Origin of the sequence: Bacillus sp. FSL R5-0576 (assembly GCF_038004765.1) — a bacterium.
Lineage (GTDB): Bacteria > Bacillota > Bacilli > Bacillales > Bacillaceae > Bacillus > Bacillus subtilis.
The window spans coordinates 24308-36985 of the sequence record NZ_JBBORU010000001.1 but is presented as its reverse complement, the minus strand read 5'-3'; the positions used below and the strand labels follow the sequence as shown (position 1 = coordinate 36985).

12 protein-coding genes are annotated in these 12678 nt (G+C 42.7%); all 12 read right to left on the bottom strand.

Features of this window, described 5'->3' with window-relative positions; all coding sequences use genetic code 11:
* Window positions 1–51: 51 nt before the first annotated feature.
* The gene (gene rplB, locus NX903_RS00185; RefSeq protein ID WP_003225795.1) at window positions 52–885 is read right to left on the bottom strand and encodes a 50S ribosomal protein L2; all 834 of its coding nucleotides are present in this window, start codon (window positions 883–885) and stop codon (window positions 52–54) included.
* Between the two features lie 31 nt (window positions 886–916).
* Window positions 917–1204 carry a 50S ribosomal protein L23 gene (gene rplW, locus NX903_RS00180; RefSeq protein WP_003156467.1) on the bottom strand — a complete coding sequence of 96 codons (288 nt, stop codon included), beginning with the start codon at window positions 1202–1204 and terminating at the stop codon, window positions 917–919.
* Window positions 1204–1827, bottom strand: a complete 624-nt coding sequence (gene rplD, locus NX903_RS00175; protein WP_004399658.1) for a 50S ribosomal protein L4 — start codon at window positions 1825–1827, stop codon at window positions 1204–1206. The genes rplW and rplD overlap by 1 nt, the downstream gene beginning before the upstream one ends.
* Before the next feature lie 27 nt (window positions 1828–1854).
* Window positions 1855–2484 (bottom strand): 50S ribosomal protein L3, encoded by a 630-nt coding sequence (gene rplC / locus NX903_RS00170; protein ID WP_004399671.1) that lies wholly within the window; start codon window positions 2482–2484, stop codon window positions 1855–1857.
* A gap of 39 nt (window positions 2485–2523) precedes the next feature.
* On the bottom strand, window positions 2524–2832 hold the full coding sequence (gene rpsJ / locus NX903_RS00165; RefSeq protein WP_003156464.1) for a 30S ribosomal protein S10: 309 nt from the start codon (window positions 2830–2832) through the stop codon (window positions 2524–2526).
* A 236-nt stretch (window positions 2833–3068) separates the two neighbouring features.
* Complete coding sequence (locus tag NX903_RS00160) at window positions 3069–4025, bottom strand: alpha/beta fold hydrolase (RefSeq protein WP_086343361.1); 957 nt, start codon at window positions 4023–4025, stop codon at window positions 3069–3071.
* A gap of 98 nt (window positions 4026–4123) precedes the next feature.
* Window positions 4124–5314, bottom strand: coding sequence for an elongation factor Tu (gene tuf, locus NX903_RS00155; protein ID WP_017695827.1), 1191 nt, complete (start codon window positions 5312–5314; stop codon window positions 4124–4126).
* Between the two features lie 119 nt (window positions 5315–5433).
* On the bottom strand, window positions 5434–7512 hold the full coding sequence (fusA, locus tag NX903_RS00150; RefSeq protein WP_003235056.1) for an elongation factor G: 2079 nt from the start codon (window positions 7510–7512) through the stop codon (window positions 5434–5436).
* Between the two features lie 53 nt (window positions 7513–7565).
* On the bottom strand, window positions 7566–8036 hold the full coding sequence (gene rpsG / locus NX903_RS00145; RefSeq protein WP_003225784.1) for a 30S ribosomal protein S7: 471 nt from the start codon (window positions 8034–8036) through the stop codon (window positions 7566–7568).
* A gap of 41 nt (window positions 8037–8077) precedes the next feature.
* Window positions 8078–8494 carry a 30S ribosomal protein S12 gene (gene rpsL / locus NX903_RS00140; RefSeq protein WP_003225781.1) on the bottom strand — a complete coding sequence of 139 codons (417 nt, stop codon included), beginning with the start codon at window positions 8492–8494 and terminating at the stop codon, window positions 8078–8080.
* Window positions 8495–8607: 113 nt separating this feature from the next.
* Entirely contained in the window at window positions 8608–8856 is a 249-nt protein-coding gene (locus NX903_RS00135) for a 50S ribosomal protein L7ae-like protein (protein ID WP_003225778.1), read from the bottom strand.
* Between the two features lie 178 nt (window positions 8857–9034).
* Window positions 9035–12634 (bottom strand): DNA-directed RNA polymerase subunit beta', encoded by a 3600-nt coding sequence (rpoC, locus tag NX903_RS00130; protein WP_004399688.1) that lies wholly within the window; start codon window positions 12632–12634, stop codon window positions 9035–9037.
* Window positions 12635–12678 lie beyond the last annotated feature (44 nt).

The following is a 12678-nucleotide window of genomic DNA, read 5'->3' as shown; positions in this document are numbered from 1 at the left end:
ACCTCCCTTCGTGATTGCACTACGGTCCGAAAAGAACCGTAGACAACCCCGTTATTTATTTTTACGACGACGTACGATAAATTTATCGGATTTGTTCTTTTTCTTACGAGTCTTGAATCCAAGAGTTGGTTTGCCCCATGGAGACATTGGTGATTTACGTCCGATTGGCGCACGTCCTTCACCACCACCGTGTGGGTGATCGTTAGGGTTCATTACAGAACCACGAACTGTAGGACGGATGCCTTTCCAGCGAGAACGTCCAGCTTTACCAATGTTGATAAGTTCGTGCTGTTCGTTACCTACTTGACCGATAGAAGCACGGCAAGCAGAAAGGATCATGCGAACTTCACCAGAGTTAAGACGTACAAGAACGTATTTACCTTCTTTACCAAGAACCTGAGCAGATGTACCAGCCGAACGTACAAGCTGTCCGCCTTTACCAGGTTTTAATTCAATGTTATGCACAACTGTACCAACAGGGATGTTGATAAGTGGAAGTGCATTACCTACTTTAATGTCAGCTTCAGGACCTGACATGATTTCAGTACCTACTTGAATTCCTTTAGGAGCAAGAATGTAACGTTTTTCTCCGTCTGCATAGTTGATTAGAGCGATGTTAGCTGAACGGTTTGGATCGTATTCAACTGTAGCAACGCGTCCAGGTATACCATCTTTATCGCGTTTGAAGTCGATAACACGGTATTGGCGTTTATGTCCGCCACCTTGGTGACGTACAGTCAATTTACCTTGGTTGTTACGTCCGCCTTTTTTGTGAAGGGGAGCAAGCAAGGATTTTTCCGGCTTGTCAGTCGTGATTTCAGCAAAATCTGAAGTTGTCATGCCACGACGTCCATTAGAGGTCGGTTTATACTTTTTAATCGCCATTTTGAATTTCCCTCCTTCTTTTTACAGATAATTAAGCTTCAAAAATTTCGATTTCTTTGCTGTCTGCAGTAAGTTTTACGATCGCTTTTCTGCGACGGCTAGTCATACCAGTGTAGCGTCCGACACGTTTTGATTTGCCTTTGTAGTTCATGATGTTGACTTTATCAACTTTCACTCCAAAGATGCTTTCAACCGCGTCTTTCACTTCTGTTTTGTTAGCTCTTACATCAACTTCAAAAGTATATTTTTTTTCAGTCATTAAATCAGCAGAACGTTCAGTAATGACGGGGCGCTTTAGAACATCACGAGGATCTTTCATTATGCAAGCACCTCCTCTACTTTTTCAACCGCTGCTTTTGTAATCAGAAGCTTCTCGTGGTTGACAACGTCTAAAACGTTGATTCCGTTAGCTTCAACAACAGTAACTCCAGGAATGTTACGAGCAGATAATGCTACTGCTTCGTTTGCATCCGCAGTTACGATTAAAGCTTTTTTCTCAACAGATAATCCTTTAAGGATAGCTGCCATTTCTTTTGTTTTAGCCGTATCAAGAGTAAGATCTTCAAGAACGATGATGTTGTTGTCGATCACTTTAGAAGACAATACTGATTTGATTGCCAAGCGGCGAACTTTTTTAGGTAATTTATAAGAATAGCTGCGTGGTGTTGGGCCGAATACGACACCACCTCCGCGCCATTGCGGTGAACGGATTGAACCTTGACGGGCACGTCCAGTACCTTTTTGACGCCATGGTTTACGACCTCCGCCGCGTACTTCAGAACGATTTTTTACTTTGTGAGTTCCTTGACGTAAGGAAGCTCTTTGCATAAGAATAGCGTCGAATACAACACTCTCATTTGGTTCGATACCAAATACAGAAGCGTTTAATTCGATGTCACCAGCAGTAGAACCGTTTTGGTTGTATAATGCTACTTTTGGCATAATCAATTTCCTCCTTTCCTAAGAGAATTATTTAGATTTAACAGCACTTTTAACAGTGATTAAAGATTTCTTCGCACCAGGTACGTTACCTTTGATCAAAAGAAGATTGCGTTCTGCATCAACTTTTACGATTTCAAGGTTTTGAACAGTGATTTGCTCTCCGCCCATACGTCCAGGTAATAATTTACCTTTGAATACACGGTTAGGATCTACAGGTCCCATTGAACCAGGACGACGGTGGTAGCGTGAACCGTGAGACATAGGTCCGCGAGATTGTCCGTGGCGCTTGATCGCACCTTGGAAACCTTTACCTTTAGATACTCCTGTTACATCTACGATTTCTCCAGCAGAGAAAATTTCAACCTTGACTTCCTGACCAACTTCATACGCATCCATTTCCACTCCGCGTAATTCTTTAACGAAGCGCTTAGGAGCAGTTTCCGCTTTTGCAACGTGCCCTTTTTCAGGTTTGTTAGAAAGCTTTTCACGCTTGTCGTCAAAACCAAGCTGGATTGCTTCGTAACCGTCGTTTTCAGCTGTTTTCTTTTGAAGAACAACGTTTGGAGCAGCCTCGATAACAGTTACCGGAATAAGATCACCATTCTCAGCGAATACTTGCGTCATACCAATTTTTCTTCCTAAGATTCCTTTGGTCATTCGTCACACCTCCTATTAAGATCATTCTATATTTTAGAATTAAAGTTTAATTTCGATATCGACACCAGATGGTAAGTCTAATCGCATAAGAGCATCAACAGTTTGTGGTGTTGGGTTCACAATGTCGATTAAACGTTTATGTGTACGCATTTCAAATTGCTCACGAGAATCTTTGTATTTGTGCACCGCACGAAGGATTGTGTAAACTGATTTTTCAGTTGGCAACGGAATCGGACCAGATACGCTGGCACCAGAACGTTTTGCCGTTTCAACAATCTTCTCTGCAGATTGATCAAGGATTCTATGATCATATGCTTTCAAACGAATACGAATTTTTTGTTTTGCCATTATTTTCCCTCCTTTTCGCCTACATCACGTTAGACAGTTCTCCGTGAGAAAAACCTGAACACCTTGCCATGGCAAAGCGGCCGGGTGTGTCAGCAACCTCTCACTTCATCGCAGTCAAAGACCAACATACACCATTATACAGAAAATAGGCGCATGTTGCAAGACTTATTTAAAATATGCATGGTTTGCACACTTTTTTTATTATACAGGGGTTTTTCTTATTTATCAAGGATCTATCATAAATGGTGTCGTGCATGCCGACTTAATGTGTTCGCGAATAATGATGGCTCCTCAATATGCGGGGTGTGAGCTGAATTCTCAAATTGAAACCAGCGCTTTTCAGGTGCCTCAAGTTCTTGATAATACTGTTTCGATATTTCTGCAGGAACAATTAAGTCATGTTTCCCTGAAATGAAAACACACGGTACTTTAATAGAAGGAACTGATGTAAAAGCATTAAACCGGTACAACTCATCAGTTAAATGTTTTTTACTGAAGCGCAATCCATTGAGGAAGCTGTGCATGTTCCGTACTCCATACTCATTGCCAGTAAGCATTTGAAATAATACAGCTAGAGATTGACGATGACGGTGAGTGAATCCTCCCCTGCTCAGCTCAACACAAAACCGATAGATAAGGTGCTGGATATCCTGCTTCCAAGGCGGAGCACCAATGAAACGTGTGAGGAAAGATAATATGCTGGCTTTTTTTGATTCGGAAATTTCACGAATATGTTGATAAGCAGTTGATTCTTCATCTTGCGGGTTAACAACCTGGCTGATTCCATAATACGTGTAAAATAAATCAGGACGCTGCTGCAGCACATGAAGCGCCACTATTGATCCCCAAGAATGACCGGCTAGGTAAAGTTTTGATTTTGAAAAATGAGCTAAAAGCCATTGAGTGACTTGGATTGTATCTTTAATGAAGAGATTTATTGTCATAGAGTGATGCGAAATTCGCTTAGAATAAGAAAGCCCCGATCCTCTCTGATCCCAATGAACTACTGTAAAATACTGTTCCAGCTCTTTTTGATAATGTCTAACATATCCGATTTGCGACGTTCCCGGCCCGCCATGTAAAAAAAGCAGCAATGGTTTTTTCACGTCAACTCCATTAATCATCAGCATTTGCTTTGTATTTCCAATGCTTAGTTCTTTCATGATTGCGATTGATTTCTTTTCAGGAATCATAAATATTAACCCCTCGAATATGATAGATCCTATTATACAAGAAAAAGATAAGCAAACAAAAAACGAGACCCGCAGGGGTCTCGTTTAAAATCATACTATTACTCAGTGATTGTAGAAACAACGCCTGAACCAACAGTACGTCCGCCTTCACGAATAGAGAAACGAGTTCCTTCTTCGATAGCGATTGTAGAAATAAGTTCAACGTTCATTTCAGTGTTATCTCCAGGCATAACCATTTCTACGCCTTCTGGAAGATGGATGATACCAGTTACGTCAGTTGTACGGAAGTAGAACTGAGGACGGTAGTTAGAGAAGAATGGAGTATGACGTCCACCCTCTTCTTTAGAAAGAACGTAAACTTCAGCTTTGAATTTGCTGTGTGGAGTGATTGTACCTGGTTTAGCAAGTACTTGACCACGTTGGATTTCTTCACGAGATACACCGCGAAGAAGGGCACCAATGTTGTCACCAGCTTCAGCGTAATCAAGAAGCTTACGGAACATTTCAACACCTGTAACAGTTGTTTTCTTGTTCTCATCTTGAAGACCGATGATTTCAACTTCGTCACCGACTTTAACTTGTCCGCGTTCTACACGGCCAGTAGCAACTGTACCACGACCAGTGATTGAGAATACGTCCTCAACTGGCATCATGAATGGTTTTTCAGTGTCGCGTTCTGGAGTTGGGATGTACTCATCAACCGCATCCATAAGTTCGAAGATTTTCGCTTCGTACTCAGCGTCACCTTCAAGAGCTTTAAGAGCAGAGCCTTTGATTACTGGTACATCATCACCAGGGAAGTCGTATTCGCTAAGAAGATCGCGAACTTCCATTTCAACTAGTTCAAGAAGCTCTTCGTCGTCTACCATGTCGCATTTGTTTAAGAATACAACGATGTATGGTACACCAACGTTTTTAGAAAGAAGGATGTGCTCACGAGTTTGTGGCATTGGGCCATCAGCAGCAGATACTACAAGGATAGCTCCGTCCATTTGCGCAGCACCAGTGATCATGTTTTTAACATAGTCAGCGTGTCCTGGGCAGTCAACGTGTGCATAGTGACGAGTTTCAGTTTCGTACTCAACGTGTGCAGTAGAGATTGTGATACCGCGCTCACGTTCTTCTGGAGCACCATCAATTTGATCGTACGCCATAGCTGTACCTTTACCAGATTTCTTATGAAGTACTGTTGTGATAGCAGCAGTTAAAGTTGTTTTACCATGGTCAACGTGTCCAATTGTACCAATATTGGCATGTGATTTGGAACGGTCGAATTTTTCTTTAGCCATTCTAAAATCCTCCTTAAGAGCTTTTAATTAGTAATGTATAGAGTGATAGGAAGTGAAAGAAAGCTTTCACTTCCTCATCTTACAATAGTAGTTATACTTGAGTTAAGAGGCAAAATCAATTATTCGCCTTTATTTTTTTTGATAATTTCTTCTGCGACGCTCTTCGGCACTTCTTCGTAGTGATCCATGTGCATAGTGAACGTACCGCGACCTTGCGTATTAGAACGAAGTGCAGTAGCGTAACCGAACATTTCAGCAAGAGGAACCATAGCGCGAACAACTTGAGCGTTACCGCGTGCTTCCATACCTTCTACGCGTCCGCGACGTGAAGTGATATCACCCATGATATCTCCCATGTATTCTTCTGGAATAACCACTTCTACTTTCATGATTGGTTCAAGAAGAACTGGGTTACATTTGCTGACTGCATTTTTCAATGCCATAGAAGCAGCAACTTTAAATGCCATTTCGTTTGAGTCAACATCATGGTAAGAACCGTCGAAAAGTTTAGCTTTAATGTCGATAAGCGGGAAGCCTGCTAGTACACCATTTTCAAGTGCATCTTCCAGACCTGCTTGAACAGCTGGGATATATTCACGAGGAACGACCCCACCGACAATCGCATTTTCAAATTCAAAGCCAGCGCCTTCTTCGTTTGGTTCGAATTCGATCCAAACGTGTCCGAACTGACCGCGTCCACCAGACTGACGTACGAATTTACCTTCAACTTTTGCACCGGTACGGAATGTTTCACGGTACGCAACTTGAGGAGCACCAACGTTGGCTTCTACTTTAAATTCGCGTTTCATACGGTCAACAATGATATCAAGGTGAAGTTCACCCATACCAGAGATGATCGTTTGGCCAGTTTCTGGGTTTGTTTGAGTACGGAATGTAGGATCTTCTTCAGCAAGTTTCGCTAAAGCGATACCCATTTTATCTTGGTCAGCTTTTGATTTAGGCTCAATAGCAACGTCGATAACTGGTTCTGGGAATTCCATTGACTCAAGGATAACAAGATCCTTCTCATCACATAGAGTATCTCCAGTAGTTGTATCTTTTAGACCTACAGCAGCTGCGATATCCCCTGCGTATACAGTAGAGATTTCTTCACGGCTGTTAGCGTGCATTTGAAGAATACGTCCAACACGCTCACGTTTGCCTTTAGTAGAGTTTTTCACGTATGAACCAGAATCAAGTGTTCCAGAGTACACACGGAAGAACGTCAACTTACCAACGTAAGGGTCAGTCATAACTTTAAATGCTAATGCAGAGAATGGCTCTTCGTCAGAAGAATGACGCTCAATCTCTTCATTTGTATCAGGACGTGTACCTTTGATTGCAGCAACGTCAGTTGGTGCAGGAAGGTAGTCAAGAACAGCATCAAGTACTAGTTGAACACCTTTGTTTTTGAAAGCAGAACCAACAAGAACAGGGTAGAATTCAACATTTAATGTACCTTTACGAATTCCTGCTTTTAACTCGTCAATTGTAATTTCTTCACCCTCAAGGTACTTATCCATAAGCTCTTCATCAAGCTCACATACAGCTTCAATAAGGCTGTTGCGAAGCTCTTCAGCTTGCTCTTTGTACTCTTCAGGGATTTCTTTTGCATCAGAACGAGTTCCGAGGTCATCTTCGTAGAAATACGCAACGTTTTCTACAAGGTCGATGATACCTTCGAAGTTATCTTCAGCACCGATCGGCAATTGAATTGCATGAGCGTTTGCTTGAAGACGGTCTCTTAAAGTTCCTACAGAGTAAAGGAAGTCTGCACCGATTTTGTCCATTTTGTTAACAAAAACGATACGCGGTACTCCATAAGTTGTTGCCTGACGCCAAACAGTTTCTGTTTGAGGCTCAACGCCTGATTGCGCGTCAAGTACAGCAACAGCACCATCAAGTACACGAAGAGAACGTTCAACTTCAACTGTGAAGTCTACGTGTCCTGGAGTATCGATGATGTTTACGCGATATCCTTTCCACTGTGCAGTTGTTGCAGCGGAAGTGATTGTGATACCACGTTCTTGTTCCTGCTCCATCCAGTCCATTTGTGAAGCTCCTTCATGAGTTTCACCAATTTTGTGGATACGACCAGTATAGAACAAGATACGTTCTGTAGTTGTCGTTTTACCGGCATCGATGTGAGCCATGATACCGATATTACGAGTTTTTTCTAAGGAGAACTCTCTTGCCATTGGGTAATTTCTCCTTCCTTATTAGGAAATTGTGTTTTGTTAATCTATAAATCCTACCAGCGATAGTGAGCAAATGCTTTGTTTGCTTCAGCCATCTTATGAGTGTCTTCACGTTTCTTAACAGCAGCACCAGTGTTGTTAGCTGCGTCAAGGATTTCGTTAGCTAAACGCTCTTCCATCGTTTTTTCTCCGCGAAGACGAGCGTAGTTAACTAACCAGCGAAGTCCAAGAGTCGTACGACGTTCAGGACGAACTTCTACAGGAACTTGGTAGTTCGCACCACCTACACGGCGTGCTTTTACTTCAAGTACAGGCATGATGTTTTTCAATGCTTGTTCGAAAACCTCCATTGCATCATTGCCAGTACGTTCTTTAATGATATCGAATGACTTGTATAGGATTGTTTGAGACTTACCTTTTTTACCATCGATCATCATTTTGTTGATTAGACGAGATACAAGCTTAGAGTTGTAAATCGGATCAGGTAAAACATCTCTTTTTGCTACAGGACCTTTACGTGGCATCTGAATATCCTCCCTTCATCAATTATGCGTATTTTCGTATATTATTTTGCTTTAGGTTTTTTCGTACCGTATTTAGAACGGCCTTGTGCACGGTTTTCAACTCCAGCAGTATCAAGCGCACCACGAACGATGTGGTAACGTACCCCTGGTAAGTCTTTTACACGTCCGCCGCGGATAAGTACAACACTGTGCTCTTGTAGGTTGTGACCGATACCAGGAATGTAAGCAGTAACCTCGATTCCGTTAGTCAAACGAACACGAGCATATTTACGAAGTGCTGAGTTCGGTTTTTTCGGTGTCATTGTACCAACACGAGTACATACCCCGCGTTTTTGTGGAGAAGATACGTTAGTGTGCTCTTTTTTAAAGCTGTTGTATCCTTTGTTAAGTGCAGGAGACTTTGAGTTTTCTACTTTACTCACGCGTCCTTTGCGAATTAGCTGATTAATTGTAGGCATGAATTTTTCCTCCCTTCATTACGTTTTATAACCCACATACCCAGGTGGTTCATCAAAAGGCAAAAAACAATGTCTTTACACAAGATGGAATCTTACGCAAAAACAAAAGTACGTTATAAAATAATGGCAACAGCGGCTGCTCCTACCTCAATTCCGCAGGCTTTGCCGAGCTTTTTCATGGATTCAACCATTGAGACAGAGATACCTTGATCTTCAGCAAGTGAAACAACACTTGACGTGAGTATCGGATCTGCGTCTTTTGCAACGACTACTTCCTTTACTGAACCTCGCTTTAGAGCTTTCACTGTTTGCTTCGTACCAATAATAATTGATTTGGCCTGTGATACTTTATCATAAGACATAAACATATCCTCCAAAGTAACAGGTTAATTTCGAGCACCTTGGTTATATTATCATTCTAGGAGACGAATGTCAACAAGGTATGACATTTTTTAGTTTCGTTCTTCTCATAGAGTGACTTTTTCATAAATATATCTGCTGAAAGACTGTTTTTGCAGTCTTTCAGCAGCATTAAATCAGTTATTCAACCGGGACCATATCGTCAGTCGGCTGAACATTTGATACTGGTTTTACTTTACGGTATTTCATCATTCCTGTACCAGCTGGAACAAGCTTACCGATGATAACATTCTCTTTCAAGCCGAGAAGCTCGTCACGCTTACCTTTGATCGCTGCATCTGTAAGGACACGTGTTGTTTCCTGGAAGGAAGCAGCAGATAAGAATGAATCAGTTTCAAGAGATGCTTTTGTAATACCGAGTAAGACAGGACGGCCTGTAGCAGGTCGATTGCCTTCAAGCAATACCTTTTTGTTCGCTTCAGTAAATTGGTGAATATCAAGCAATGTACCTGGAAGCACATCAGTGTCACCGGCATCAATTACGCGTACTTTGCGAAGCATCTGGCGAACCATTACTTCTACGTGTTTATCACCGATTTCAACACCCTGCATACGGTAAACCTTTTGAACCTCATGGAGAAGATACTCTTGAACAGTTGTCAGGTCAGTCACTTTAAGAAGTTCTTTCGGATCGATTGAACCTTCTGTCAGTACTTGGCCTCGAGTAATTTTATCTCCTTCCGCTACTTTCAGGCGGGAGTTGTAAGGTGCCGTATAAGAACGTGTTTCCACTGCGCCTTGAACCACAATTTCCTGTTGCTTGTCACGAACTTCATTGATCTCAACGACTGTACCGTCGATTTCTGTAATTGTTGCCTGACCTTTCGGATTACGCGCTTCGAAAAGCTCTTGGATACGCGGAAGACCCTGTGTGATGTCGTCTCCAGCAACCCCGCCTGTATGGAATGTACGCATTGTTAACTGTGTACCAGGCTCACCGATTGATTGGGCAGCAATGATTCCGACAGCTTCACCGACTTCAACATCGGAGCCAGTTGCAAGATTTCGGCCATAGCATCGTTTACATACACCATGAGGCGTATTACATGTGAAGGCAGAACGGATCCACACTTCTTCAATGCCGGCTTCGACAATCTCCAGTGCTTTATCTTCATCGATCAGTTCGTTTTCATTCACAAGCACTTCACCTGTTTCAGGGTGCTTCACTTGTTTTCTTGCAAAACGTCCGATTAAGCGTTCTTCTAAGCGCTCAATTGTTTCAGTTCCTTCTTTAAGAGGCTTAGCAAGAATGCCTCGGTCAGTTCCGCAATCAGTTTCACGGATGATAACATCCTGCGCAACGTCAACGAGACGGCGTGTAAGGTAACCTGAGTCAGCAGTTTTAAGAGCGGTATCGGCAAGACCTTTACGCGCACCGTGTGTGGAGATAAAGTACTCCAATACTGTCAGACCTTCACGGAAACTTGATTTGATCGGCAACTCAATGATACGTCCAGCCGGGTTGGCCATCAGGCCGCGCATTCCGGCAAGCTGCGTAAAGTTAGATGCGTTACCACGGGCACCAGAGTCACTCATCATGTAGATCGGGTTGAGTTCATCAAGTGATTTCATCAGTTTGCCTTGGATAACGTCTTTTGCAGCACTCCAGATAGAGATGACTCTCTCATAGCGTTCTTCTTCAGTGATAAGACCGCGGCGGAACTGCTTCATAACGTTGTCAACTTTGCTTTGCGCTTCCTCAAGAATTTCTTGTTTATCATCGAGTACGACGATGTCAGAAACCCCAACTGTAATACCAGCTTTAGTTGAATATTTGAAGCCTAGGTTTTTCATGCGGTCAAGCATTTTAGACGTTTCCGTAATATGGAATCGTTTAAAGATTTCCGCGATGATTTTACCCAGAATGCCTTTTTTAAACGGCGCATTGATTGGCTGCTGTGCGATAACAGCTTTAACGTCAGCACCTTTTTCTAAGAAGAAACGGTCAGGTGTTTTCTCTTCAATGTTGCTCTTCGTTGGTTCATTCATGTAAGGGAATGATTCCGGAAGAATTTCATTGAAGACAAGCTTACCGACAGTTGTAATTAACAATTTTGAGCGCTGTTCTTCGGTAAATGTCACATTCTTAAGTGAGTTAGCTGCAACAGCTACTCTCGTATGAAGGTGAACATATCCGTTTTGATAAGCAAGAAGCGCTTCGTCTGTATTCTTGAAGACCATACCTTCACCGACAGCACCGGCACGCTCAAGTGTCAGGTAATAGTTACCTAGTACCATATCCTGAGACGGTGTTACAACCGGTTTACCATCTTTAGGGTTCAAGATGTTTTGAGCAGCAAGCATCAAGATGCGTGCTTCAGCTTGTGCTTCAGCAGATAATGGTACGTGAACCGCCATTTGGTCACCGTCAAAGTCAGCGTTGTAAGCTGTACATACGAGCGGGTGAAGACGGATTGCGCGTCCTTCAACAAGCGTTGGTTCAAACGCCTGGATACCTAATCTGTGAAGTGTAGGGGCACGGTTCAGCAGTACCGGATGCTCCTTAATAACTGATTCTAGTACATCCCAAACTTCAGGCTGTACGCGCTCAATTTTGCGTTTCGCACTCTTAATGTTGTGAGCAAGACCTTTTTCAACAAGTTCTTTCATAACGAAAGGCTTGAAAAGTTCAAGCGCCATTTCCTTCGGTAATCCGCATTGGTACATTTTCAAATGAGGACCAACAACGATTACAGAACGTCCGGAGTAATCGACACGTTTACCAAGAAGGTTTTGACGGAAACGGCCTTGCTTCCCTTTCAGCATGTGAGAAAGAGATTTTAACGGTCTGTTACCAGGACCTGTTACAGGGCGTCCGCGGCGGCCGTTGTCAATTAGGGCATCGACAGCCTCTTGAAGCATACGCTTTTCGTTTTGAACGATGATGCTAGGCGCACCAAGGTCCAAAAGGCGTTTCAAACGATTGTTACGGTTGATGACACGACGATAAAGGTCATTCAAATCAGAAGTCGCAAAACGTCCGCCATCTAGCTGAACCATCGGTCTAAGCTCCGGAGGAATAACAGGAAGCACATCAAGGATCATCCAAGAAGGCTTGTTTCCTGAGTTACGGAAGGCTTCTAAAACTTCAAGACGTTTGATCGCACGAGTACGGCGTTGTCCTTGTGAAGTTTTCAGCTCTTCTTTTAACATATCAACTTCTTTGACAAGATCGATATCTTGAAGAAGTTTATGAATTGCTTCAGCACCCATAGATGCTTGGAATTTATTACCGTATTTATCAAGATAAGCACGATATTCTTTCTCAGACAGAAGCTGTTTCTTTTCAAGCGGTGTATTCGCCGGATCAGTTACAACGTAAGAAGCAAAGTAAATGACTTCTTCTAAAGCACGAGGTGACATATCCAGCACAAGACCCATACGGCTTGGAATACCTTTGAAATACCAAATGTGGGAAACTGGGGCAGCCAGTTCAATGTGCCCCATTCTCTCACGACGGACTTTAGCCCGTGTTACTTCGACTCCGCAGCGGTCACAAACTACGCCTTTATAACGAACTCGCTTGTACTTCCCGCAATGACATTCCCAGTCCTTAGTCGGTCCGAAAATGCGTTCGCAGAATAGACCGTCCTTTTCAGGTTTTAACGTACGATAGTTTATCGTTTCAGGCTTTTTCACTTCACCAAAAGACCATGAACGGATTTTATCCGGTGAAGCAAGACCGATGTTCATATACTCAAAATTGTTCACATCTAGCAAGGGGCCTACCTCCCTTTTTATCTTCGGATTAACCGATGTCACTT